At 55.1% G+C, this 23781-nt stretch carries 23 protein-coding genes and 2 pseudogenes; 6 read left to right on the forward strand and 19 right to left on the reverse strand.

Annotation, left to right across the window (positions count from 1 at the left end; translation table 11 throughout):
• From GIV35_RS13710 to GIV35_RS13740, 7 genes are all read right to left on the reverse strand, one after another.
• On the reverse strand, positions 1–524 hold a 524-nt coding region (locus GIV35_RS13710), incomplete at its 3' end, for a hypothetical protein (RefSeq protein WP_236491405.1).
• A complete protein-coding gene (locus GIV35_RS13715; protein ID WP_236265221.1) occupies positions 524–1042 on the reverse strand; it encodes a fimbrial protein in 519 nt (172 codons plus the stop codon). The genes GIV35_RS13710 and GIV35_RS13715, both read right to left, overlap by 1 nt.
• Positions 1042–3657: a fimbria/pilus outer membrane usher protein gene (locus GIV35_RS13720; protein WP_223023547.1), complete on the reverse strand. Its 2616-nt coding sequence runs from the start codon at positions 3655–3657 to the stop codon at positions 1042–1044. Before GIV35_RS13720 ends, GIV35_RS13715 begins: the two co-directional genes overlap by 1 nt.
• Positions 3658–3896: 239 nt before the next feature.
• Positions 3897–4601: a fimbria/pilus periplasmic chaperone gene (locus GIV35_RS13725; protein ID WP_223023546.1), complete on the reverse strand. Its 705-nt coding sequence runs from the start codon at positions 4599–4601 to the stop codon at positions 3897–3899.
• A 47-nt stretch (positions 4602–4648) separates the two neighbouring features.
• Positions 4649–5203 carry a fimbrial protein gene (locus GIV35_RS13730; RefSeq protein ID WP_237495150.1) on the reverse strand — a complete coding sequence of 185 codons (555 nt, stop codon included), beginning with the start codon at positions 5201–5203 and terminating at the stop codon, positions 4649–4651.
• Between the two features lie 95 nt (positions 5204–5298).
• On the reverse strand, positions 5299–5835 hold the full coding sequence (locus tag GIV35_RS13735; protein ID WP_223023544.1) for a fimbrial protein: 537 nt from the start codon (positions 5833–5835) through the stop codon (positions 5299–5301).
• Between the two features lie 257 nt (positions 5836–6092).
• Positions 6093–7448: an MATE family efflux transporter gene (locus GIV35_RS13740; protein ID WP_236304334.1), complete on the reverse strand. Its 1356-nt coding sequence runs from the start codon at positions 7446–7448 to the stop codon at positions 6093–6095.
• A 499-nt stretch (positions 7449–7947) separates the two neighbouring features.
• On the opposite strand from GIV35_RS13740, the gene GIV35_RS13745 reads away from it, so the two are divergent.
• The 3 genes from GIV35_RS13745 to GIV35_RS13755 all read left to right on the forward strand — a co-directional run bounded on the left by GIV35_RS13745 (position 7948) and on the right by GIV35_RS13755 (position 9792).
• Complete coding sequence (locus tag GIV35_RS13745; protein WP_236265922.1) at positions 7948–8436, forward strand: hypothetical protein; 489 nt, start codon at positions 7948–7950, stop codon at positions 8434–8436.
• Positions 8437–8479: 43 nt separating this feature from the next.
• Positions 8480–9301: an MBL fold metallo-hydrolase gene (locus GIV35_RS13750; RefSeq protein ID WP_236265923.1), complete on the forward strand. Its 822-nt coding sequence runs from the start codon at positions 8480–8482 to the stop codon at positions 9299–9301.
• Between the two features lie 113 nt (positions 9302–9414).
• The gene (locus GIV35_RS13755) at positions 9415–9792 is read left to right on the forward strand and encodes an SGNH/GDSL hydrolase family protein (protein WP_047710955.1); all 378 of its coding nucleotides are present in this window, start codon (positions 9415–9417) and stop codon (positions 9790–9792) included.
• A gap of 344 nt (positions 9793–10136) precedes the next feature.
• Here GIV35_RS13755 and GIV35_RS13760 read toward each other — a convergent pair whose 3' ends face one another.
• Positions 10137–10775, reverse strand: coding sequence for an NAD(P)H-dependent oxidoreductase (locus tag GIV35_RS13760; RefSeq protein ID WP_034127517.1), 639 nt, complete (start codon positions 10773–10775; stop codon positions 10137–10139).
• Positions 10776–10869: 94 nt separating this feature from the next.
• Here GIV35_RS13760 and GIV35_RS13765 point away from each other — a divergent pair, with 94 nt between their 5' ends.
• The gene (locus tag GIV35_RS13765) at positions 10870–11337 is read left to right on the forward strand and encodes a MerR family transcriptional regulator (protein ID WP_236265808.1); all 468 of its coding nucleotides are present in this window, start codon (positions 10870–10872) and stop codon (positions 11335–11337) included.
• A 153-nt stretch (positions 11338–11490) separates the two neighbouring features.
• Here GIV35_RS13765 and GIV35_RS13770 read toward each other — a convergent pair whose 3' ends face one another.
• From GIV35_RS13770 to GIV35_RS13810, 9 genes and pseudogenes are all read right to left on the reverse strand, one after another.
• A complete protein-coding gene (locus GIV35_RS13770; RefSeq protein WP_236265809.1) occupies positions 11491–13350 on the reverse strand; it encodes a calcium-binding protein in 1860 nt (619 codons plus the stop codon).
• 369 nt (positions 13351–13719) lie between these two features.
• Positions 13720–14337, reverse strand: a complete 618-nt coding sequence (locus GIV35_RS13775) for a hypothetical protein (protein ID WP_034127519.1) — start codon at positions 14335–14337, stop codon at positions 13720–13722.
• Positions 14337–15035: a hypothetical protein gene (locus GIV35_RS13780; RefSeq protein WP_236265810.1), complete on the reverse strand. Its 699-nt coding sequence runs from the start codon at positions 15033–15035 to the stop codon at positions 14337–14339. Before GIV35_RS13780 ends, GIV35_RS13775 begins: the two co-directional genes overlap by 1 nt.
• 56 nt (positions 15036–15091) lie before the next feature.
• Entirely contained in the window at positions 15092–15853 is a 762-nt protein-coding gene (gene pstB / locus GIV35_RS13785) for a phosphate ABC transporter ATP-binding protein PstB (protein WP_019817112.1), read from the reverse strand.
• Positions 15854–15929: 76 nt separating this feature from the next.
• A complete protein-coding gene (gene pstA / locus GIV35_RS13790; protein WP_014718563.1) occupies positions 15930–16823 on the reverse strand; it encodes a phosphate ABC transporter permease PstA in 894 nt (297 codons plus the stop codon).
• Positions 16823–17788 carry a phosphate ABC transporter permease subunit PstC gene (gene pstC / locus GIV35_RS13795; protein ID WP_236265767.1) on the reverse strand — a complete coding sequence of 322 codons (966 nt, stop codon included), beginning with the start codon at positions 17786–17788 and terminating at the stop codon, positions 16823–16825. Before pstC ends, pstA begins: the two co-directional genes overlap by 1 nt.
• Positions 17789–17862: 74 nt before the next feature.
• Positions 17863–18894: a phosphate ABC transporter substrate-binding protein PstS gene (gene pstS / locus GIV35_RS13800; RefSeq protein ID WP_223023540.1), complete on the reverse strand. Its 1032-nt coding sequence runs from the start codon at positions 18892–18894 to the stop codon at positions 17863–17865.
• 423 nt (positions 18895–19317) lie between these two features.
• Complete coding sequence (gene ycaC, locus GIV35_RS13805) at positions 19318–19944, reverse strand: isochorismate family cysteine hydrolase YcaC (protein WP_003191542.1); 627 nt, start codon at positions 19942–19944, stop codon at positions 19318–19320.
• A 65-nt stretch (positions 19945–20009) separates the two neighbouring features.
• Positions 20010–20123: pseudogene (locus GIV35_RS13810) on the reverse strand (hydrolase); the annotation flags it as partial.
• A gap of 99 nt (positions 20124–20222) precedes the next feature.
• Between GIV35_RS13810 and GIV35_RS13815 the strand changes: the two are divergent.
• Positions 20223–20324: pseudogene (locus GIV35_RS13815) on the forward strand (LysR family transcriptional regulator); the annotation flags it as partial.
• Between the two features lie 66 nt (positions 20325–20390).
• On the opposite strand, the gene GIV35_RS13820 reads toward GIV35_RS13815, so the two are convergent.
• On the reverse strand, positions 20391–20849 hold the full coding sequence (locus tag GIV35_RS13820) for an Hsp20 family protein (protein WP_003191546.1): 459 nt from the start codon (positions 20847–20849) through the stop codon (positions 20391–20393).
• A 226-nt stretch (positions 20850–21075) separates the two neighbouring features.
• Here GIV35_RS13820 and GIV35_RS13825 point away from each other — a divergent pair, with 226 nt between their 5' ends.
• Positions 21076–21504, forward strand: coding sequence for a glycine zipper domain-containing protein (locus GIV35_RS13825; RefSeq protein WP_186607559.1), 429 nt, complete (start codon positions 21076–21078; stop codon positions 21502–21504).
• Between the two features lie 163 nt (positions 21505–21667).
• On the opposite strand, the gene treS is transcribed toward GIV35_RS13825, so the two are convergent.
• Positions 21668–23731, reverse strand: a complete 2064-nt coding sequence (gene treS, locus GIV35_RS13830; RefSeq protein WP_223023539.1) for a maltose alpha-D-glucosyltransferase — start codon at positions 23729–23731, stop codon at positions 21668–21670.
• Between the last annotated feature and the right edge of the window lie 50 nt (positions 23732–23781).

A 23781-nucleotide genomic window follows, 5' to 3' on the forward strand; every position in this document is an offset into this window, starting at 1 on the left:
TCTATATTCTGACTTGTTGCAATAAATTTTACTTGATATGAATAATATATGTCGTATGCCCAAATACCGCCACCTCGAAACGTCTTGTAGTCGTTACCTGTATCCTGTATGTAAGGCCCTGTATTTGCACAAATAGAACCGCCAAGCTGGCAATCTCTTGCATGCGTCCTCAAAACAAATCCAATACCTGATGTACGTCCATCAGGCAGGACAACGTGGTATACCGTGTAGCTATTTCCAGCCTCAGAGTAAGATACAGTTGACGGACTGGAAGTAATGGTCAGACCAAACGAACGATAACCCCCAGTAACACCTGTCACCACTGTCTGCCTACCGCTGTCAATCCAACCGGTTAACGCCTCACCTATTATCGAGCCATTGAGCGCAGGCTTTTGGATGTAAACGTTCTGGGTGCTTATAGATGAAGGACGTAATTCCGCCAAAGTGCTGTTAGATGTGAATAACAGCAGCATCGAAAGAACAACAGCACTGCCTTTGCTCATCGCTGTCATGAAAGTTTTCATTACTGATACTCCAAAACAAAATTTGCAGTCGCGTTGGCGGGCCCAGCGATAACCGTACTCGCAGTGGAGCGATACTGCGCATAAAACAACAGGTTATTTTCCCCTTCTACTTGGCTGATCAGAGAATCCGATGCCTGGGTGTTAATGGGAATGCTTGCACCGTTTACATCGAGTATTTCAATAGCCAGGCCTTTGGCAAAGCTGTCCCCCTGTGTAAGTTGTAGAAGATTAGGGTTATCTGTATCGACAGCGCCTTGAAAAGACACTCTCACTGCCCTTGCATCACCACCACATCTTTCAAGGCCAATCACAAACTTCTGCTTGCCCCAAGGAATGTTACTTGCATAAAACTGTTTAGTGGCGACATTACCAAAGTCCACCGTCATCTGCTGCGAAGCGAACGAAACCATACAACCGTTAGCAGCGATCGCACCGTTGATATTAACCAGCACGTCATAGGCCGCGGCGTGATGACAGAAGACCCACCCTGCAATCACCCAAAGAAAGCGCTTTCCCATTACACACACTCCGCCGCCAGTTTGCTAATGTCTTTAAGTTCACTGCCCTCGTCGAGCTGGTAGTTAACCGTGCACTGCCCTCCAGGGCCGTCTTGCCACCACACCTGCAATTGCCCCTCCAGAGCAAGGCCGGACAGGAATACCTGACCGTTGTTACCCACAATGTTATCGCCAGGGTTTGCCGCCTGGGTCACACTCGCACCAAAGGGCACGGGCATACCTTTATAGGTAATATTCATAAGTGCACGCACCCCGACTCGCACAGCGAAGGTGCTACGCACCAGAGCACCTTGAGTCGGCACGGCGTAGGCGACTGGGTTGTCCAACTCGATGTTATTGGCCAGGGAATTGATATCCAGGGCTACCCTGTTTTGTCGGTAAGTCGAAGCTGAAGGCACCACGGCATAACCGCGAGAATCGGTTTTTATCCCCACGCCGCTGGCAAGCTTCACTTCCTTGGCCAGTGGAGCTTTCACCAGGATGTTGGTTTCCCCCAGCGGCTGGCTGAACGTCATACCATCCTCGTGAGCCACGATACCGCCACTGAAACCATAGTTAAGGCGACTATTGCTGTTGCTGTTGTTGTAGCTATAGCCGACATTGGCGTTACCGGAAGCCCCCCGATAATGTGCATTCACGTTACTGCTGGCCACATGATCCTTGTCGCTATAACTCTGTTGTGCGCCATAACTCAGATTATTGTGTTCCAGCGCAGTGCCGTTCACGCCCGCGCTGTATAGTGCATGGCCTTTGTTATCGAGTGTCTGCCCATAATTGGCATACGCAGAATTATTTCGCGGACCTCGTTTACCCGTCCATGCGCCGTCGCCCAATGGCAGGGAGACACTCAGCGCAAAGACCTGATCCGTACTGTTAACCCAAGCGCTTTTGTTATAGCTATACGACAGCGAATAATTGACCCCTTTCAGCGACGTGTGATAGCCAGCCTGCAGCAGGTCGGTTACTTCCGGCGTATTCCAAAAGGTCTGGCGATGACCGCTGACATACACAGAACCAAAGCTGCCCAATGGTTGAGAAATATTGAGCTGCGCACTGCTGCGCTTTGGGTAGTTCAAATTGTAATAATCGTAGAACTCAGGTTTTTGATAAACCTCGCCGTCTTGAGTTATAACCGACGGTCGCCTTTCCATCATTTTACTGGCCGTGTCACTCAGGTTATAAAAGCCACGAGTGGAATACTGATAACCCGCCAGCTTGAAATTGGTACCGGAGCCTATCAGGGTTTTGGCATACAACATGCGGATCGAATAACCGGTATGCTGGCTATCGTCCGCCAGAATGCTGTGGGCCGAAGTCACATCCAGCGACAACGCTCCCAAGTCTCCCAGGTTCTGGCCCGCGCCTAAGGAGTACGCTTTGTATTTCTCTGCATTCTGTACACCGCCGTATAGGGTCAGGCCATGGGGCAGGCCCCATGCCAAGGTGCCCTGGAGAATCGCTGGGCTGCTCTGGTAATCAGCGCCCCGTAGCGTACCGGCAACCAGATCGTATTTGAGCCGACCTTCGCGCTGCAAAACCGGCAGCGAAGAATACGGCACGCTGTATTGATTCACCCGACCATCCGCTTCACGCACACTGACTTGCAGATCGCCATTGGACGAGCTCGGATAGAGGTCGTTGATCGTAAAAGGCCCGGCGGCTACGTAGGTTTGATAGATCACGTTCCCGCCCTGACGGATAGTCACTTCGGCGTTGCTGTTGGCAACCCCTCTGACGACAGGAGCGAAACCTCTTTCACTGTCCGCCAGCATGTTGTCATCCGACAACAGCCGCGCCCCTTCAAAGTTGAAGTTGTTGAAAACCGTATTCGATGTCGATGTCTGCCCCAGTATCAGGCTGCTTTTGATCCCCGGCAGCGCACGTTGCGCGTAACTATTCAAGGTTTTCCAACTGACGCCGGCATCCGAGTAGTAGCCATTGCCCTTGTCAACCGTCGAGTCATTCCTCAAGCGCCAGGCACCGATATTCAGTCCGGTGTTAAGGTTCAAGAAATAGTTATCACTGGATGCACTGTTGGAAGCGGTACTGTGGGCGCCCGTGAAGTTGTAACTGACCAAGAGTGCACTAATGCCGTTGTCCCACTCTTCAACAGGTACGAAGCCTCTGGCCTTGCCGGTCAACATTGCCTGGGGCACGCTCACGTCCAGCCGCAACTGTTCCAGGTTCAAGCGACTTTGCGCTTCAGCCATTAATGACTGTAATTGAACGCAACTACCCGGCAATACAGAGTCCAAACCCGGGACAGCGGCAGGGTTGATATTGAAGTCCTTGATCTCCTGAGCACTGAAACACGCAGCAAGCGCAGGAGCGCCGTCTGTCGAGTATGCATTTTCCTCAAACACCACATCACGAGTATTGATAAACGCGCCATTCAAGTAGACGTCGACTCGATAGGTGCCTGGCTGAATGGTGTCCGCCGCTGAAAATCTGGAAAGGTCTGCAACTTTCGTTTTGGTGTCGGACAGAAAGGCCGGATCAAAGTATTGATCGGCGTTTACCCAACCCCCATAAATCGAGGCAATCAAATACACATAGATCTTGGTATAACGAAAAGCCGTCACGTTGACTGCAGGACACTTAGTGGCTAAATCCATATTAGCCGGTCGGGGACACCATCTCATTCCGCACACCCTAGTTATTCTATCCATATAAATATCGAGGTTTGTAAACCTTCATCCAGTGAACTATCTGACAGGCACCTCACACGAAGTGGCCGGCTTCAATCCGTATCATGTTCAGTAGTGGCTCATGGCTTATTCAAGGACGAACACATACGAGCCGCCATTAAGAAGCTCATTGAACAAATGCACAAAGACCAGGAATTACCGCTGCTTTATTTCAGCTTTATCAAAGCGCCGTAATCATTTACAAAGGAATAGTGAATTTCACCTTTGGCATTTTCCGGCACACGGATCTTCCCTTGTTCATAAGGTGCGACCATGGTGTTGTCCAACACATGCTCGCCAACTGATACTTTGATCAGACTGATGAAATAAGGTGTTGGGTTATTAATGGCCAAGGTGTTACCCACACGCTTGACTTCTACTTTCGATGCGGAGTCCTGAAGCCCGTTTACCAACGCTTTAGGTCGGTAAAAAAGCTTGACGCGACTGACCACCGCCAGCCGGAGTTTGCTCTGCCCATCATCTGCATCCCGCTTTGTCGAAGGGATCGCCTTGACATTGACCCAGAACAGCGTCTCACGATCCTGTGCCAAGGGCGGACCAGCGTAGACCAGGCGTAAGGTATTCTCGGCGGGTGCGCTTTCTGTTGCTTGCTTGATAACGAACAGCGGTGGCGTCATCATGAAGTCTTGCGTGACTCCACCTTCAGCGGTATCGATCCAAGATTGCAGCAAATAGACATTATTTTTATCCGTATTACTAACAGACAGAGAAACCTGCTTGCTGTCTGCCGGATAAACGACCCGTGTCGCTCCCAGCCCTACTCCTCCGGCGAAAGATACGGTCGAGACTAACGACACCAAGAGTGCAACACAGGCAACCATCTTTTTTTTGTACGCATTAAAAACGTCCAAAATCTATTCCTCATCAATTTCCACAATGCATTTTTACATCTTTGCGCTTACTGATAGACCAGGGTGAAGTCGACTGTCGCGTTGGCAACCCCAGGGTGGACAAATTGCTCGACCAATCGATACTTCGCAAAGAAACTTAAAGTATTGACACCTTTGCTCAACGACGCATACTCAATGGGGTCGGCATTGACTGCTAGCAACTGGTTATCAGCATCAAATAACGCCAGACCAATACCTTGCGCTGCGTCGGCGCCTCCAGTAATTGCCAATACCTGTAAATCCTCCTCATTGGCGATGCCGCTAAAGCTGATGCCGACAGACTCACTGACATTACTGTTACAGTCATCCAACTGAATGGAGAAGGGTACTGCCTGGCCGTCACTGCCAACCCCCATAAACTGATTACTTCTAACAGTACCCATGAATACTATCTTGTCAGAATTACTGATACTGACGGAGCAAGCCCCGGTAGTCACGGCGCCAAACACCGCGACTCTTCCACCGGGGAGTGTGACGACAGTATTAGAGCCGCCTGCAGCATTGACCACTGAATGGGCTGAAATCGTCAAAAAGGCTATCAGAACGCTGACCCATATAGACACTCTATATACGCTCAAGCTTATACACCCCCTGCCAGCAAGTTTGTATAGTTATAAAATGCCCGCGCGGGCACTTTATAACCATTTTTTCATCTCCGTTATTGATAGTTCACAACGAAGTCAATATTGGCGCTTGCATCGCCTGCTTCGACAGCAGCCACCAAAGAAATATAGTTCACTTGAAATGGTAAAATATTACGACCCGGAATTAACTGGGTCTGCGCGCTTATCCCGGTATTGGGAGTAACAACAACGCCGTTCTGGTCCCTAATCTGCAGACCAATGCCCTGGGCTCTGCCACTTCCCATGCCTGCATCAAAAGCCTGAGGATTAGAGCTGGCGGTTGCTTGAAATTTTATACTCGCAGTTTGCGAAATAACTGTATCGCAGTCCAGTAGCTCAATGGTGAAGGGTGTTCTGGATGCCTCAACCCCCTGCCCCGTAAAGGACGCGAGTCGTACCTGCCCCATATTTACTGTCAATTGCGAAGATGCCGCACTCACTGCACAGGCCGCGTTGACCACGGAACCGGTGAATTTGATTGTGCCTCCCGTTACGGCCGTGACAGCAGCGCTGGCTATGCCACAAGACATCGCTAAAGCTACACCACAGAATGCCGAGATTCCTTTATTCATTACTGATTTCCATCCGTTATTGATTGCCATTAAGGGTGTAAGCCTCCCCCTTGATATGAGCGCGGACACCAATGTAGTGTGATCTCCGACCTCATAAAATATGACAGCTAAACAACACATAAAGAAATCAATCCGAACCTTTTCACAGCTTTTCACAACAAGGCACTTCTTTTCTCAGCGCTTTTAATGCGCTTTATCGAGCGCAGACGCTATAAAGTCTCAGCGTTCGAGGGGCGACGCAGGTCGTTATCGAGTTGTTATTTATTTACACCAATACGCCGTGAGAACTGCCGACGTAATAGCGTGACCACGCCCGTCGCCAGCACAATGGTCGACAGCGGCAATGCCAGTAATATGCCGTTAACCCCAAGCCAGGGCGCTAGTATCAGCAAAAACGGAATTTGAATGCACATATTTGCCAGGGTAATCATAGTCGCCCTTCTGCTGTCGCTGATCGCTTGATAATACGCCGCGGCGAGCACTAGGAATCCGTCCAGAAACAGCACAAACAAATGCAGGCGAACAGCGTCAATGGCTGCCACATCCAACGCTGGGTCTTCGTCGCTGATAAATATTCGCGTGCCAATGTGTGGGAAGATCAAAATCATCAGTACCAACACCACGCCCGTGCCCACCACCCAGCGCATGGCCAGAAAGAACACCTTACGGACTAAAGCCGATTGCCCCGCTCCATGAAAGTAGCTGACCAGAGGTTGCATACCACTGGCCAAGCCTTCGGCCAGCAGATAATAAACCGTCATCAAATACCCGGTTATGGCATAGGCTGCGACGTTCACAGTGCTGCCGTAATGCATCAACGCGGCGTTGTGCAATAACGCTGCGAAGCTGGCGTAAAGGTACATCAATAAACTGGAAAACCCATTAAGCAGAATCTGCCGACAGGATGCCGGCTGTAGGCCGAACTCGCCTAGGGCCAGGCTCAATGGCAAGGAACTGTAACGGGTGAATAGAAATACCAAGCCGATCAGTGCCGAGAGCGACTCGCCGGTTACTGTCGCAATGGCCGCCCCCTGCAGACCCCAGCCCAACTCAACGATAAATACGTAGTCCAGCACTATATTAGTGAGTGCCCCTACGAGCATCATGATCGTGGCCAACATGGGAGCGCCCAGGTTCCTGACCAGAATGGGCATGGCAATACTGGCCATTACCAACGGTGAGGACCAGCCGATAATTTGCAAATAGCCACTACCATGGCGCTGCACGCTGGCATTGGCGCCTTGCAAAGCAAGCAAGCTATCGCGCCCAGCGATAATCAACAGGCCAACGACAACGCCTAATAATGCCAACAGCCACAAGCCTTGTATGAGAAAGGCCTTGGCCCTTTGGAAGTGCCCTTCGCCCTGGGCGATTGAACAATGAGTGCCCGCCCCCGCACCAATCATAAGGCCAACACCGGCCATCAGGCCGATCCAGGGCCACGCCATGTTAATGGCTGCCAGTCCTTCGGCGCCCACTACATGCCCAATAAAGATCCCGTCGACGATCTGATACAAACCACTGACCAACATTGCCATGACCGTGGGCAAGGCATAACGCCAATAGGCTGCGGCCACGTTATCAGGCGTAATAGCGATTGAGCGCCTGTTCATAGTGCTGACCTGAGCTGATTTGAGAGTAAGGAGTTGCAGTCACTTGCCATATGCATAGTCCAGTATTGCTCTCGTTGAAAATAGATCCACCTCAAATTCAAACAACGTAAACGCGCGGCGCACGCTACACCAATCTCGAGAAAAAAAGGCTAAAAAGTCATTAATTCACAGTTACTCACATGCCTGGCCAGGGGTGCCATTGTATACGCCGCGGCGAGACGCTTTTCATAGAAAATAGAGGCGACCATTAAAACCAAGCACAAACACCCCTATTCACCGCCAATAATAATTCTTCATAAGGTTATAGATGACAAATTAAAAACTCGGCCTAAACTGCGTATAGATCGAAGAGTTTACGGCTTACGATTTATGTGCACCCAAAAACTAACTGTAGGGCAAAAACCTCCAACCCTCGCAGTTATTACGTTGGCTCCAAAAAAGAGCAGATTCTTTAAAGCCCTCGCCTTCGAAACCATAAATCAATGAGCAATCTATTCCTATGCCGCCACCCACCATCATTGTCAACATGGGAAAATCCGTTTCCCTGATCGGAGGGGACGCTATCCTTTCCACCAGCGGGCTCTCTGACTGTTCTGCCTTGGCGATATTATCAAACTGGAACGGGCATACTTACCATAGGCGCACACTGATGCATTTAGTCGGCAGTAGCCTCGACAGAGGGTTGTGGGGCATAGATGTTTACTCTGTAATCTCACGACTTAAAACTTCACTAAGTGCTGGTGGAAAAATCATTCTTGTGGGCGGCCTCAGTTCACAATCCAATTGTGGGCTAGCGTTGACGATCGGACAATCTACAAACTCGGACAGCATGCCATTAGCGGATATTTTAAGAACAAAAAATGTGTCAATCGTCATGGCCGGCGCGTCCTCAGTCTCAATAAATCCCAACGGTGAGTTTGATCTGCTCGACAACGGGCGAGGTGTACTAAACGAGGCCGACGTAAAAGCTGTTTTTGACTCCATCTGACACAGGCCAAACCAACGCAATAGTCTTCAGGAGCAAACATACTATGGATACTCAAGCCAAATTGACCTGGCAGCATTTCCCTGCTGGCTTACAGGGCTTTTTCCGAGCGCCTGTTCTGATTTCCGGTGAGCGCGAGGCTATTCTGATTGACGGTGGCTTTACGCTTTCAGATGGGAAATTAATAGTTGAAGCCATTAAAAACAGCGGAAAGGTCCTGACAACGATTTATATCAGTCAAAGCGATCCCGATTACTACTTCAGCCTGCAGCCAATCAAGGCTGCGTTCCCGGAGGCCAGAGTAATCGCTGCTTCGGCGACTATTGCCGCGATCAAGGAAAGCGTCGAAATGAAGCTGGCGACCTGGGGGCCTCAGCTCAAAGAGAACGGCCCGCAAACCTTGGCAGATGTGGTGATTCCCGAAGCCTTTGACGAGCCTGCCCTCAACCTGGAAGGCCATATCATTGAGGTCGTCAAGGCCGATGGCCTCGTCAATCGCAGCTATCTGTGGGTGCCATCGCTCAGCGCCATTTTCGGCGGCGTCTTGGTATTTTCGGGGGTCCACGTATGGACCGCTGATACCAAAAATCCTGGTACCCGTGCGGCTTGGTTGAACAACCTCGACGCCATGATCGCACGCAAGCCTCAAGTAGTTGTCCCTGGCCACTTGCCCCCCAATGCTCAGGTAAACGCCTCAGCAATCCACTATACCCGCGACTATCTACTCGCCTTCGAGCATGAGCTTGCCAAGGCCGCCGACAGCGCGGCAGTGATAGAAGCCATGACCCAATTGTATCCCGATGCCGGTATGGGTATTGCGCTACAACTTGGGGCCAAGGTTGCCAAAGATGAAATGGAGTGGAGTTGAGTGCAATAAAAAACCCAGAGCGACGATCCGCTATTTCACTTAGCAATGGGCGTTGGAGAAAGCAGCTTTTCTCCCCCGCCAGAAAGCTAAGCTATTTTTAATTGGAGAAATCAATGAGCAAAAAAATTAACGTACTTCTCGTCGGCTGGCACCCTAACGCAGTGGATTACAGCAAATGGCCGGGGCTGACGCACGAGAAACTTCAGGCCGCTCTGGACGCCGATAAAAACACGTTTGAAAGCCTCGGCTACGCGACTGAACTAGGCTTAATCCAAAGTGAACAGACCGCAGAAACGCTCCTTCTCAGTCTTCTTCAGGAGAAACCACGTGATTGCGTCCTGATCGGCGCAGGCGTCCGTACTGATGCAGCGTATCTAAGCCTCTTTGAACGCCTCATCAACACAGTTCATGAACATGCACCCAACGCAAGAATATGTTTCAACAGTGGGCCATTCGACTCGCTTGAGGCTGTGCAACGCTGGGTTCCTTGAGCACAACCGCCAATATGCAACGCCGCTCATTGTCATTTCCCGATGTCAATACACGCGTATTCTTCGTAGCCAAGGTCCAGCAAAGCCATTCCGAATAGGATACTTTTAGAGATAGCACTCTCAAAAACGCCGTACAAACAACAAGGTTTTCAATCGTTTACCATGTCGTTCGATTCCGGGTTCGACCATAGATATCAAGGGCTTGCCAGGGAAACCTGGGCAGGCTCTTATCTTTTCTGCTCCGCAATTCTCATCAGCGGCGTCCTGCCGACCGAACACAATCCGTTCGGCCCATGAAGCGCCACCCCACTACTGCCGCAATGTGGGGCGGCTGCACGGTTTCCCTAGTTGATTTCAGTGACGAAGTTTTCGCGAGACCGCCGTACTTTTTTCAGGTTTACCAGCCAGTCAGACTCTGCTGCCCGATACCCCAACGGCAGGAGCACCACACTGCGTAGATGCCTGGCCCCCAGTCCCAGAATCTCATCGACAGCCGAGGGATCGAAACCTTCCATGGGCGTTGCATCGACTTGCTCGGACGCCGCGGCGATTAAAGCCGAGCCCAGGCCAATATAGGCTTGGCGCGCAGCCGCTTGATAATTGGCCTCCTGCCCACGTTCGGCGACTATGCCGAGGAGCATTTGACGGTAATCTTCCCAGCCCTGGTTGACAGTGGCTCTTACAGTATTGGTCAGGTCGAACATCATGTTGACGCGCTCAGGCGTTATGTCATCCCAGGCGGCGAACACCAGTAAATGAGAGCAGTCGGTCACCTGGGACTGATTCCAGCTGACCGCCTTGATCTTTTCGCGAATGTGCGGATTAGTCACCACCAGCAATTCAAATGGCTGGAGGCCGCTCGACGTCGCCGTCAGTCGTACCGCTTCCAGAATTCGCTCCAGCTTTTCAGCCGGCACGGTCTTGGACGGGTCATAACTTTTCGTCGCATAACGCCAATTCAGTAACTCGGTTATTTTGCTCATTCTTCATATTCCACGTAGGTCAACGGTCTTTATCCAGCCCAATCCGAATACCTTCAGGATTGCGCTCCGGCTTATACTGCGGATTAAAGTCAACTTGAAGGTCAAGCAAAAAATGAAGATCGGCGAGATTTCGCGACGCACAGGCCTTGCTGCTTCAGCAATACGCTACTACGAGGAGCAAGGCCTGCTGGACGCTCCCACGCGTGACGTGAACAACTATCGCTATTACAGCGAAACCACCATTAAACGCTTGGAAGTCGTGATCCACGCGCAAAGGCTGGGGTTTTCTCTCGACACCATTCGTGGCCTCTTCCTTCATGACGGTAGCTGCTCCAAATCCCTCACTCTGGAACAGATCAATGTACGCCTTGAGGAGATACAGCACATCGAAGCCACGTTAAAAGTGCAGCGTGAGGAGTTGTTGATGCTGCAAAAAGTCCTCGAAGAAAGCCTTCGTACGGGCATCGCACCTGGATTGGATTGCCCAAGCAGCGTGGAGCGATTACGACCTGATCGAGCCGTAGTCATGCGAAGCAAACACATGATGGCTACCAGCAAGTAAAGAAAGCGCAATACTGCGAGATCTCGATCTCAACCAAATACAAACCTGATGCTGCCTCTCGCACTGACAGATTGCTATAAAGCGATAAGCAAAAAAAACCCCACAGCCTCAACGATCCTGTGAGGTTCTATCACCGGCTTTACCGATCCGGCATCAAGCCACGCTGATCATCTCTGCACTCAACTGCGCCGCATTGAACCCCACCAAGGTGACACTGCTGTCCCCCGCCAGAATCACGCTGTCACTGCCGTGCTGGGTAGTCGCACCGAGCACAGCATCGGCGCTGGCAAACAGCGACTTGGCGAACACCAGCAGGTCTTTCCCATTCTGATGAATATTGAAGTCACTGATCACGTCGTGACCGAACCCTCGCTGGTCGAAAACAAACAGGTCGCTGCCCACGCCACCGCTGAGTTGGTCATTACCCTGCCCGCCGATCAAGACGTCATTGCCGTTGGCGCCATACAGCGCGTCGTTACCGGTGCCGCCCAGCAGTGTGTCGTTGCCCTCACCGCCGTGCAGCAGGTCATTGCCGGCGCCACCGTCGAGCCGGTCATTGCCGTTCTGGCCGAATATCAGGTCGCGAGCGCCGGTGCCTTTGAGGGTGTCGGCCAGCTGGCTGCCTTCGATGGATTTGGCATACGCCTTATCGGCGCCGAACAGGCCTTCGAAGTCGAGTTTGCCACTGGTCACCGTATAGGCCGGCGTGAGGGCCTCGCCGATACCACCGAAGAGCCCGCCGAGCACGGGCACATGGCCGAGGCTGTTGGCCAGGCCGGTTTCGAACTCCACATGCTCTACGCCGTGCAATTCCTTCAGGCCATATTGGCCGCTGCTGTCGTTCAGAAACAACGTGCCATCGCTGAGTTTCACCGCTTCGTAGGAAGATGCGGTGCCTTTGAGGAAAACTTTATCGTTGCCTTCACCGCCGGCGACGATATCGGTACCGGTACTCACCCGGAAACTGTCGTCACCCTTGAACCCGTCGAGGAAGTCATCGCTGCGGCCGTCCTGCAGCTTGTCCGAACTGTCGGTGCCCAGCAGGAAGGCCGGTGTGCCGTAGTGGTTGGAGGTGGCGGTCTGTTTGTCGCTGACCCAGGTAAAGCTGCGGCTGATGGCGTCGAGGTTACTGATGATGATGGTGCTGTCGCGCTCGATGTAATCGTAGAAGGTCGATTGGGCGATACGCTGGATAGGGTTGATGAAAATGCCTTCCAGGTGCGCGGCCCATCCTGACAGGTTGGCAATCGAGAACGGACCATTGGGCCAGGTTGGCAGCGCGTAGATTGTGTCGAACAGCACGATGTTGTCAGTCGTCGAGGTGTAACTGGCATCACTGCCTTGAAGCGCATCGATAATGGCGCTGCCCACGTTGGTCTCTTGACCCGTGAGACGGTGGACCACATCGTTTTCAAAACCGAAGTTGAAGATGCCGTCGCTGTTGCTGGACTTGGGCGACTCCATGCCAAAGTAGTCCGAATCCTTGAAAAAACCGTCGGCCAAAGTGTCCTTGCCGATATACATGCTGTTGGTAACGGAGCCACCCTGGCTATAGCCGGTGACCAGAACATCCTTGCCGCTCAGGTTATGGCCGGTGGCGTAATCCTTGATTGAGTTGAGCAGGTAGTCGTAGCCGTTGATATAAGAGTTATCGATCATCGCCGGCCAACCCAGCAGATCAATTGGCGAGTTGGTGCCGGCAATGGAAAAACCCATTTTGACTAATTGGCCGCTGTCATCGTATTGACCAAACACCCTGGCTTGAGAACCAAAGACGCCGTCGCCGGTAAAACTTCCAGTGATGTCGGTGTGACTGCTATCAACCTGCAGTTCGCTCGCGCCGATCTCACGCCAGCCCTTGGGCAGCGCGAAGGTGTTGCCCTCGCCCAGCACAAGCCCCGGAATATTGTAGAGCGCGCCCACGGTCGCAACGCCACTGGTATAAGTAGCGAGGTTCCAGGCATCTGAAATCAGGACGCGGGCGTCTTGCCCCTTGTAATCGAATATAGCCATGTCAGTACTCCTTGAGCCCAGCGATCAACACCGAAAGTCAACGGTAATACCTGATGCGTCGGGCTAAACAATATGCATTGAAGTTGTTGTTGTGCATTCTGTTCAGGCTGCTTCGTTGCTTAATATCGAGGTTGACCATTAAGGAAGCTCGTCAACACTAGCCTAGAAGTGCCGCGTTAAAGTGACCGACTATCGGATGACAAGGGTAAGTACTTGGGGACATAGACGACAAAAGCGCCATAAGCGCTGTTTGTCGAACAAGAGGTGAAGTTCTGTGTTGTTCGTGACTGGCGAGTCAAAAAAAATTAAACCCTTATAGCAAGTTGTGAACTGCAATAAGGGCTCAAGAAGTTCAGGTTTCTCTGGAACTCAGGAAGAATAAACCTCAGCACCTTGGCATACAGGCTGCTTGAACCTGGGTAATTGCTGCCGGGCCAGTTGCGCCTGCACGCCCGCGACCGCTTCAAGCACTCGTTGCGCCCAATGCTCATCCTGCGGATCGACCACCACCACGCGAAAGCCGTGGTCGTTACCTTCAAGGCGCACACCCTCGGAATCATCCACGTGCAAATCAATGTCGAAGGCCGGCGGAAACTTCGAGGGGGTGTTCGACAGCCCATGCACCGTGAGGGCGTGGTTATGCCGCACGCTGTTGACTACGCCGTCGACACGAATGCCGTACAGCATCAGCCAACGCCTGATGTAGGAAGGCGCCCTGCCCGATGAGGTGTAGACCCAGATACTGCAACCCTGGCGCCGCAGCTCTCGCGTCAACGAACGTGTGCCAATACGCAGCGGTTCTCCCCACCAGCGATGAGCGCAGGCCGGTAGCCAGCTGCTCTCGACGTCAGCGTGGTGGAGCTGGCAAGCCAATGTGTCGTCGATATCAAAGGAGATGCGTACACGCGGTCGCTTGGCGGCACGCGTGAGAAGCGCCTGCTGGATGGCTTGCACGGCTCGGCTGGCGAGTGTTGGATACCGGCGCATTAATGGCCTCCCTGATAAATAGGCTGTGGTGCGTCGCTCAAGAAAAACGCCTTGGGATCCGGGGCCTGTTCCTCCAGGAAGGCGGCGTACTTTTTCTTGATCTTGGGCAATTCATACAACGCCTTGACCCCATGTTTGGCCGAGTTGCGGATTACCGAGGAAGGATTGAAGTAGCCCTCGGCATTTTCCAGCGTCAGCACGAACGGTGGCAACCCGGCCCGCATCAGCAGATAACTGACGATCAGCGAACCACTGCGGTTGTTGCCCTCGATGAACAACTGCGGCTTGCTGAGGATGCGCACATACACACCGGCCGCACGCTTCCACACCGATTCACTGCGATACGCGCAATACCAATTGAACAAGTCCTTGATACCGCCTTCAACGTTGTTGAAGAAGTGCTCTTCGGTGGCGGCCAGGTGCTGCGCGTATTCCACGCGGCGCGCCGGGTCGCTACCGCAGAGCACCGTGGCGTTTATCTCCAGCATCAGGTCCAGATGATGAAGGTCAAACAGATCAACGCCCCGTGCGACATAGCCGTCAACCAGCGCATAGCCTTCAAGCACGTTGTGCAGCACTTCGTCGGTCAAGGGGTCGCGCGGCTCGGTAAATTGCGTGCTGAGCTGGGCAAAGCGGCTCTGCACTTTGCGGAGCGCGCGTTCAATCGCTGACAAATCAAGACGATGCGTTGCAGACATGGGCGTTCCTGGGCTGACGGTGGCGCATGTGTGGTTTCTATCGAACATGGAGTTACTCAGCTGAACTTGCCGCTGATGTAATCCTCGGTCATCTGTTCACGCGGGCTGCCAAAAATCTGCGCGGTCGGGCCCATTTCCACCAGGTAGCCGGTACGCGTGCCCTGGGAAATATCCACCGAGAAAAACGCCGTGGTGTCCGCCACGCGGATCGCCTGCTGCATGTTGTGGGTGACCAGGGCGATGGTGTAATCCTTCTTCAGTTCCACCATCAGTTCCTCTACCCGGCGAGTCGCAATCGGGTCGAGTGCCGAGCAAGGCTCATCGAGCAACAGCACTTCCGGCTCGGTGGCAATCGCACGGGCAATACACAGCCGTTGCTGCTGGCCACCGGAAAGCGACAGGCCGCTGACCTTGAGCTTGTCCTTGACTTCGTCCCACAGCGCCGCGCCTTGCAGGGCGTGCTTGACGCGGTCGCCCAGGTCGCCTTTGTAGCGGTTCAAGCGCAGGCCGAAGGCGACGTTGTCGAAGATGCTCATGGAGAACGGGTTCGGCTGCTGGAACACCATGCCGATGTAACGGCGCACCACCACCGGGTCTACACCTTTGCCATACACGTCCTGCCCCAGGAAATGTACGTGGCCCTCGAAGCGAAAGCCTTTCACCAAGTCGTTCATGCGGTTGAGGCTACGCAGTACCGTACTTTTGCCGCAGCCGGACGGGCCGATAAAACCGGTGATCTTGTTTTTCTCGATCGGCACATGGCTGTCACGCACTGCCATGAAGTTGCCGTAGAAAATCCTGTCCAGCTTGCAGTCCATGACCACAGGCGATTGGGTAACAAACGGAGCGGCTATTTGCGCAGTTGAGACGTTCAAGATTCAGATGCTCCCGTTCTTAATACTTAGGCTTGCCGAAGATACGGCTCACAATATTCACGACCAGCACGATCATCACCAACACCAACGAGGCCGCCCAGGCGAGCTCCAACTGGTTGTCGAAGGGCATGCCGGAAAAGTTGTAGATCAACACGGCAAGGGAGGCCGTGGGGTTCATCACCGCCAAGTCGCCGTCGTGGTAGATCCAGTAGTTGCTGAACAGCGCGGTGAACAACAACGGCGCGGTTTCGCCTGCGGCACGTGCCACTGCAAGCATTACGCCGGTGAGGATCGCCGGCAGGCCGGTCGGCAAGATGATCTTCCAGATCACTTGGGAGCGGGTGCAGCCCATGCCATAGGCGGCGTCCTTCATGATCTTGGGCACCATGCGCATCGACTCTTCAGCCGTCAGCACCACGATGGGCAGCATCAGTACCGCCAGGGCCACGCCGCCTGCCGGTGCCGAGTAGGTGCCGGTGGTCATCACCACCAAGGCATAGGCAAACACCCCGGCCAGGATCGAAGGCAACCCAGTGAGCATCTTGGCGGCAAAGCGTGCAGCGTTGGCCAATTTGCTGTCCGGCCCCAGTTCGGCCAGGAAGATCGCGGCCATGATGCCGACCGGCACCGCAATCGCCGCAGCGATACCGACCATCACAAAGGTGCCGGCCATGGCGTTGCCGAAACCGCCGCCTGTTTCGAAGCCGGTGGGCGGCAGTTCGGTGAACACCTCCAGGCTCAGGCGTGCGCCGCCACGGGTGATCAGCATGTAGAGCACGGAAATCAGCGGCACACTGGCCAGCAGCGCGCCAAACCATACCAATGTGGTCAACACCAGGCTGCGCAAGGCGCGGCCTTCGAACTTGCGCTGCAGGCTCGGCACAGCGGTTATAGGGGATGTGAGATTAGTCATCATCGGTTACCCCGTTGGGCGTAGAGCATGATCATGGAACCGATGACATTCACCAGCAGCGTGATGAACATCAAGACGAGAGCGGCGTACATCAATACCTCCACCTCGTTGGGCCCGGCTTCGGGGAAGTTCAGCGCCAACAAGGCTGCCAACGTATTGGCCGGCGCGAACAGCGACAGGGAAATGTTGTTGGCGTTGCCCACCAACATCGCCAGCGCCATGGTTTCGCCCAGCGCACGGCCGAGGCCAAGTACCAGGGAGCCAAAAATACCGGTGGCGGCGGATGGCACCATCACCTTGAGAATCGCCTCCCAATGGGTGGTGCCCATGCCGTAGGCGGCCTGCTTGGTCTTCATCGGCACGCTGGTGAGCGCGTCCTGGGATACGGCGGCAATCGTCGGCAGAATCATGATGGCCAACACCAGCGCCGCGGGCAGCAACCCCGGCCCGCTCAGGGACGTGCCGAAAAATGGTATCCAACCCAGTTCGCTGTTCAACCAGGTGGTCAGTGGCCGAATGGCCGGGATCACCACGTAGATGCCCCACAGGCCGTACACCACGCTGGGGATGGCAGCGAGCAGTTCAACGATGGTGCGAAACACAGCGGCCAGCTTGGCCGGCAGAAAATCCTGAGTCAGGAAAATCGCCATGCTGACACCGAAAAAGCCTGCAATCAGCAGCGCGATAAAAGCGCTGTAGAGCGTGCCCCAAATGGCCGGCAAGATCCCGTACTTGCCCTGATTAACGTCCCAGACGCTGCCAAAAAGCACATCGAACCCGTGCTTTTCCATGCCCGGCAAGGCCTTGCGTCCCACCTCGAATACCAAGGCTGCGACCAACGCCAGAATCAGTACCACCCCGATTCGCGCGAGCCCACGGAAGGTGCGATCGACCAGAAAGTCTTTGGCCGAGGGAGGTTGGCAGGCAGAATCCCGGTTAACCGGTAAGACGAAAGGTTTGTTCATTGGCTAATTCCGGAACAGGGGGGAAACGCCCCCGGCGCGGCAAACAGCCCACACCGAGAGCGGCCTCACGGGTGTTACTGAATGTTGGCGGAGGCTTTGCGAACCTGCTCCACCACCGATGGCGGCAGCGGGATGTAACCCATGGAGTCGGCGACTTTCTGCCCCTCGGTCAGGCTGTACTCAACCATTTCGCGCATGGCCTTGGCCTTGGCTGGGTTGCCGTTGTCCTTGCGGAAAATCATCCAGGTGTACGAGGTGATCGGGTAAGACTTGGCACCGTCCGGGTCCGGCAACCAGGCCACCAGGCTTTCCGGCATCTTCACTGCGGCCAGGGCCTCGGCGCCGCTTTCGGCGTTCGGCACCACGTACTGGCCGGCCTTGTTCTGCAACTGGGCGAAGTCAACCTTGGCCAGTTTGGCAAAGCCGTACTCGATGTAGCCAATCGCGCCTGGGGTCTGGCGTACGGTAGCGGTCACACCATCGTTTTTGGGCGACTTGATGAATTTGTCGCTGGCCGGCCAGTTGACGGTGTTGCCCTCCCCCAGTGCCGTTTTGAATTCAGGGTTGATGGTGGCCAGGTGCTTGGTGAATACCGCCGTGGTGCCGCTGGAGTCTGCACGTACCACGACGGTGATCGGCGTGTCGGTGAGTTTCAGGTCCGGGTTGGCGGCGACGATCTGTGGGTCGTTCCACTTGGTGATCTTGCCCAGGAAGATGTTGGAGTAAACATCGCGTGGCAGCTTGAGGCCCTTGGGATTGCCCGGCAGGTTATAGGCCAGCACGATTTCACCGGCAGTCATTGGCAGCAACTGCACGCCTTCGGCAACCTTGGCGATGTCTTCGTCTTTCATGGCCGAGTCACTGGCGGCGAAGTCGACGGTTTTATTCAGGAAGTCCTGCACACCTGCGCCGCTGCCCTTGGACTGGTAATCCACGGTGACGCCAGCGGTCTTCTTGCTGAAATCCTTGAACCAGGTGAGGTAGATCGGTGCAGGAAAGCTGGCGCCGGAGCCGGTGAGGCGTACGTTCTCGGCGGCAAAGGTCACGGAGGAGGCACACAGGGATACCGTAACGGCGAGTGCTGCGGACTTCATCAAGCTTTTCATTAAAAGGAACTCGTTGTGGTGACGGGCTCCCGAACTGTGAAGCAGGGTTGTTACATTTTTATGAAAATTGAATGGCGAGAGGGTGTTTTGTCCCGCTTTGCCGCCACAGCGTTGTATTTTTAGGGCATGGGTTAGTAACAAATTACGACTAAAGTGCTGTCATCCCTCTAGCGGTACTGACCTTGCTTCCGCGACGGTCGACGCCGATCCAACTGTGGGAGCTGGCTTGCCTGCGATGACGGTCTGCCAGCAGACACCTACTTACCTGACACCCACAGTTGGATCGCGCGGTGTCAGATAAATAGGTGCCAGGCGCAATGACGCCATCGCAGGCAAGCCAGCTCCCACATTTGGACCTAGGGGTGTCAGTGAAATAGGCGCTCTACCGTCCCCCTCAGGGCTAGCGGCAGCCTCGCGTCAGGCTTACTTGCCTTCAGTCAACGCGTTGTAGCTGGTGAACAGGTTGCGGTAGTCCGGAATGTGGTTGGAGAACAACGTCCCCAAGCCCTCGATGTCGTTGCGCCAGTCGCGGTGCAGCTCACAGGCCAGGCCAAACCAGGTCATCAGTTGCGCGCCGTTGGCCGACATGCGGGCCCAGGCCGATTGCTGGGTCAGTTCGTTGAAAGTGCCGGAGGCGTCGGTGACCACAAACACTTCAAAGCCTTCGGCCAGGGCCGACAGCGCCGGGAACGCCACGCACACTTCGGTCACGACGCCGGCAATGATCAATTGCTTCTTGCCGGTGGCCTTGATGGCCTTGACGAAGTCTTCGTTGTCCCAGGCATTGATCTGGCCTGGGCGCGCAATGTACGGCGCATCCGGGAACAGTGCCTTGAGTTCGGGCACCAGCGGGCCGTTGGGGCCGGTTTCGAAACTGGTGGTGAGGATGGTCGGCAGCTTGAAGTACTTGGCCAGGTCAGCCAGGGCCAGCACGTTGTTTTTGAATTTGTCCGGGTCGATGTCGCGGACCAATGACAGTAAGCCGGCCTGGTGGTCGACCAACAGTACCGCGGCGTTGTCTTTGTCCAAACGAACGTAAGGTGTAGACATCTTCATACTCCTGATAGATAGACGCGGCGCCCAACATGGGCGAACCGCAAAAGGCCCCAGCGTATTTACATGCGCTGTGAGTCTAGTACTTCGTGGTTGTTTGCCACTTCCTGAGCCTTGATGTAGCTCTCGATGAGAAGCTGATAGTGCGGCATGGCCTGGGTGTAGACGTTGGACCACCCAAAAAACAGTGGAGCCACCTTAATCATCGCGTTCAGGGTTAGGTAGTGGCTGAAACGGGCCGCTCCATCTCAAAAATGGAACAATGCAACCGCACGCCCCTGGGCATGGTGATGCGCAAGACCGAACCGCGCTCGGTCATTGCAGAGAAGTGTTTTGCCGAGGCCAGGCAGTTGTTTGCACCCAATACCCAGGCTTAGCCGGCCTGCGCTTACAACGCGCACAAAAAAGGCGCTCCGCAGAGCGCCTTTTTACCGCCGATTGTTTTACTGCAAGCTGACCTGACGCAGCTCGGGTTTGGCCTCACCACCAATCATGATGCGTTTTGGCTTGGCCTCTTCAGGCACTTCACGCAGCAGGTCGATGTTGAGCAAACCGTTGGTCAGGGATGCGCCACGTACTTCGATATGGTCGGCCAAGCGGAACGACAACCGGAACGCACGTTGGGCAATGCCCTGGTGCAGGTAAGCGACCTTATCGTCGGTTTCGCGTTTTCCGCCGGAAACCGTCAATACACCCCTCTCGACCTGGATATCCAGATCCTCCTCGGTCAGGCCAGCGACGGCGATGACAATGCGGTACGCGTCGTCACCGTGCTTTTCCACGTTGTGAGGTGGATAGGAATTCGGAGCCTCGCTGCGCAGCGCCGACTCGAACAGGTCATTGAAGCGATCAAAGCCCACCGATTGACGGAACAGTGGGGCCAACGACAGGGTAGTAGCCATTTTAAAATCTCCTGAGTTTCTCCAAGTGATTTAGTACGCGACCCGGATTCGGCATCGCGTGATCAAAAATTTATGGACGCGCAAAAGGAATTCAAGAGGGCCGAAAAAAATTTTCTTGTGCAAGGGGCGATCACCCAAGCCCAAGTGTTATGGCGTGTGCTCTAATCAAAATGCCAGGCGTGCTTTACCCCGTGAGCGCCTGAGACAGCCCTTGAGGTACAAAAAAATGAAAATGACATTCCCGGCCCTGGCATTGGGCATCCTGATCTCCCAGGGGGCCCTGGCCGCTGGAGATGGTACGGCCGCGTTGGGAGGCGGTGTCGGCGGCGCGTTGGGCAATGTGGTGGGCCAGCAGCTCGGTGGCTCGACCGGTGCGGCGATCGGCGCCGGCGTGGGGGGCGCAGCCGGGAGTGCAGTGGGTGCGCAGAAGGGCAACAAGACCGAAGCGGCGATTGGCGGCGGTTTGGGCTCGGCAGGCGGTTCGCTGATTGGCAATCGCCTGGGCGGCACCACCGGCTCGACCATCGGCGCCGGCGTGGGTGGCGCAGCCGGTGGCGCGCTGGGTAACAACCTGGCGGATGACGAGAGCGGTCATCGTTCGGGTGGCGGCAAGCACAAAGGCAACAAGCATAAGCACAAGAACAAGCACCACTGATCGCGTGGCACGGCGCTGTTAGCCAACAAACACTGACCTGTGGCGAGGGAGCTTGCTCCCGTTGGGGCGCGAAGCCGCCCCGCTCTTTTGTTCAAAGAGGCTGGGACTGCTACGCAGTCCAACGGGAGCAAGCTCCCTCGCCACAGTTGCCGTTTCGTCGCCTTTACATCGGCGTGCTGCTCACCACCCGCAACGCCAGCCCTTCATAGGCGTCCAGCGTGATCGTGAACGCGCCCTCCTCGGTCAAATCGCCTTCCACCCGCTCATTGATGATATCCACCACCGGGCCCGGTGCGATGTTGGGCAGGTGCAGGGTTTCGGTGATCGGCGTGGCGCCAAAGTTCAGCGCGGTGATTTGCGTGCCCTTACCCGCCGGTAGTTCGTGAACCATGATCAGCAAGCCTGGGTGCTCGACGTCCGGCACCAGGATCTGGCGGCTGGCGGCGATGTCGTAGGCGCGGCGCACGGCGAGGATTTTTTGCAGTTGGGAGGCGAATGACTCCGGGTCCTGCAGTTGGCTGTTCAGGCTGCCATACAGGCTTTTGGAGCGCGGCATCTGCCCGGCCGACAGCTCGGCCTCGGGGTTCAGGTCTACCAGATCATAGGCGCCACGGTGGATCCAGCGAGTGTCGCCATCGGCCATCAGGTGCGCCACTTCTTCGGCCGCCAACGGCAGCGCGCCCACCAGGTCCCAGCCGGACAAGGCAAACACCCCAGGTTGCATGGCGTTGTACATCACCAGCAGCAAGTGGATCTGGCGAATCTGCTGGATATCCGCCGGGGTGATCGCCTCCAGGTCACGAATACCCAGGGCTGCGGTGATGATGCTGGCGGTGGTGCAGGACACGCCGTTGGTGACGAACTTGAGGTTGTACGGCGCATGCTCACCGGTCAGGCGTTCGTACATCTGTTCGCGGATATGCTCGCGCAGGATGTTGCCGGGGAAGGTCTGGCCCTGGAACAGGAAGCTGTCATGGGCGTGCAGCGTCCAGAAGTGCACCAGCTCCAGGGTCAGTTCATCGTGGTTCTGTAGCGCGTGAATCAGCGAGCCGGGGTCGATGCCGAGGCTGTGCATCTGACGCAGCATCAGACGCAGGAACTCGGTGTCGCCCATCAGCAATGCATGCTGGTAGGCCGGCCGGGTGATGAAGTCATAAGACAGGTCAGCGCCACCGTGGGACATCGACGCGATGTCGTCCACGGTGAGGTTGAGCTCCTGGAAACTGAAACCGCCCGCCTTGCGAATGGCGCCGCCGAGCAACTGATTGCCGGTGATCGACAGCGGATGGCTTTCGGACCAGGCCGTGCCATCGAGCTTGCGCTCCACGCCGAGAAAGCCGTTGGCGTCCAGGCGCAGGATTTTCGCGCCCATCACATCAATGGCGTGCAGCGCATCACCGATGATCATCTGCTGCGCAGCAAACGAAGGGTCGAGCCAGTTGAGCGAGGGCTGGCCTTCCTTGAAGTAATGCAGGTACACCCAGCGCCGCGGCTTGCCATCCACGCCGAGCACCACCGGGGTGGCGCTCCAGTCGGTTTCTTTGACGCCGGGCTCGAAGAAAATCACCCGCTGCAATTGGCCGACGATGTAGTGCTTGTCGCGCAGTGCGTCTACCTGGGAGGGGCTAAGGTTGTGTGCATCGCGTCCGGCAGTCACGTCGGGCAGCAACGGCCAGTCTTCCTCGCGTATTTCGACCATGTGGTACAGGCCGGGATAGTCCTCATAGGCCATTTCTGCGAGGCGAAAGTCCGCGCCCTTGCCGGTGTGCGACGGGATCACATCGTCGATGATCACCGCATTGTGCGCGGCAGCCATGCGCGTCAAGGCCTGCAATTGTGCCTCGGTGCCCAGTTGCGGGTCGATGTCGAAGCTGATGCGGTCGAAATTGCCGTCGATGGTCGGGGTGTGCTCGGTGCCAGACAAGCCACCGGACTTCTTCAGCGGGCCGTTGTGAATGCCCTGGATGCCGATCTTGGACAGGGTATGCCACAGGGTTTCGTCCCCCAGCGCCTCCAGCACGGTGCCGCCTTCGCGGGTGACAATCGACGCGGGGTAGGCAGTGAACCACACCGACGACAAGGCTGAAGCGTCACGCGGCCGCGTCTGTGCATAGGGCTGCTGCCACAGGCGGCCTTGCCCCGAATAGAGCTTGGCCCGCTGCCGTGCTGCGTGAAGCATGGACTGTTGCACCAGCCAGTTCACATGATCGTTGTTCGCCGCGGTCATAAGCTCGGTACCTGTCGTGGTGAAAAGGGTCGATGTAAGCATATGAGGGG

This window comes from Pseudomonas sp. PA-1-6B, assembly GCF_021609545.1.
GTDB classification, from domain to species: domain Bacteria; phylum Pseudomonadota; class Gammaproteobacteria; order Pseudomonadales; family Pseudomonadaceae; genus Aquipseudomonas; species Aquipseudomonas fluorescens_BV.

Excerpts from the sequence above, each read along its gene's own strand:
- GIV35_RS13715 (WP_236265221.1), bottom strand. The coding sequence starts at position 1,042 with ATGGGAAAGCGCTTTCTTTGGGTGATTGCAGGGTGGGTCTTCTGTCAT.
- GIV35_RS13720 (WP_223023547.1), bottom strand. The coding sequence starts at position 3,657 with ATGGATTTAGCCACTAAGTGTCCTGCAGTCAACGTGACGGCTTTTCGT.
- GIV35_RS13735 (WP_223023544.1), bottom strand. The coding sequence starts at position 5,835 with ATGAATAAAGGAATCTCGGCATTCTGTGGTGTAGCTTTAGCGATGTCT.
- GIV35_RS13740 (WP_236304334.1), bottom strand. The coding sequence starts at position 7,448 with ATGAACAGGCGCTCAATCGCTATTACGCCTGATAACGTGGCCGCAGCC.
- GIV35_RS13745 (WP_236265922.1), top strand. The coding sequence starts at position 7,948 with ATGCCGCCACCCACCATCATTGTCAACATGGGAAAATCCGTTTCCCTG.
- GIV35_RS13750 (WP_236265923.1), top strand. The coding sequence starts at position 8,480 with ATGGATACTCAAGCCAAATTGACCTGGCAGCATTTCCCTGCTGGCTTA.
- GIV35_RS13755 (WP_047710955.1), top strand. The coding sequence starts at position 9,415 with ATGAGCAAAAAAATTAACGTACTTCTCGTCGGCTGGCACCCTAACGCA.
- GIV35_RS13760 (WP_034127517.1), bottom strand. The coding sequence starts at position 10,775 with ATGAGCAAAATAACCGAGTTACTGAATTGGCGTTATGCGACGAAAAGT.
- GIV35_RS13770 (WP_236265809.1), bottom strand. The coding sequence starts at position 13,350 with ATGGCTATATTCGATTACAAGGGGCAAGACGCCCGCGTCCTGATTTCA.
- GIV35_RS13775 (WP_034127519.1), bottom strand. The coding sequence starts at position 14,337 with ATGCGCCGGTATCCAACACTCGCCAGCCGAGCCGTGCAAGCCATCCAG.
- GIV35_RS13780 (WP_236265810.1), bottom strand. The coding sequence starts at position 15,035 with ATGTCTGCAACGCATCGTCTTGATTTGTCAGCGATTGAACGCGCGCTC.
- pstB (WP_019817112.1), bottom strand. The coding sequence starts at position 15,853 with ATGGACTGCAAGCTGGACAGGATTTTCTACGGCAACTTCATGGCAGTG.
- pstA (WP_014718563.1), bottom strand. The coding sequence starts at position 16,823 with ATGACTAATCTCACATCCCCTATAACCGCTGTGCCGAGCCTGCAGCGC.
- pstC (WP_236265767.1), bottom strand. The coding sequence starts at position 17,788 with ATGAACAAACCTTTCGTCTTACCGGTTAACCGGGATTCTGCCTGCCAA.
- pstS (WP_223023540.1), bottom strand. The coding sequence starts at position 18,894 with ATGAAAAGCTTGATGAAGTCCGCAGCACTCGCCGTTACGGTATCCCTG.
- ycaC (WP_003191542.1), bottom strand. The coding sequence starts at position 19,944 with ATGTCTACACCTTACGTTCGTTTGGACAAAGACAACGCCGCGGTACTG.
- GIV35_RS13820 (WP_003191546.1), bottom strand. The coding sequence starts at position 20,849 with ATGGCTACTACCCTGTCGTTGGCCCCACTGTTCCGTCAATCGGTGGGC.
- GIV35_RS13825 (WP_186607559.1), top strand. The coding sequence starts at position 21,076 with ATGAAAATGACATTCCCGGCCCTGGCATTGGGCATCCTGATCTCCCAG.
- treS (WP_223023539.1), bottom strand. The coding sequence starts at position 23,731 with ATGACCGCGGCGAACAACGATCATGTGAACTGGCTGGTGCAACAGTCC.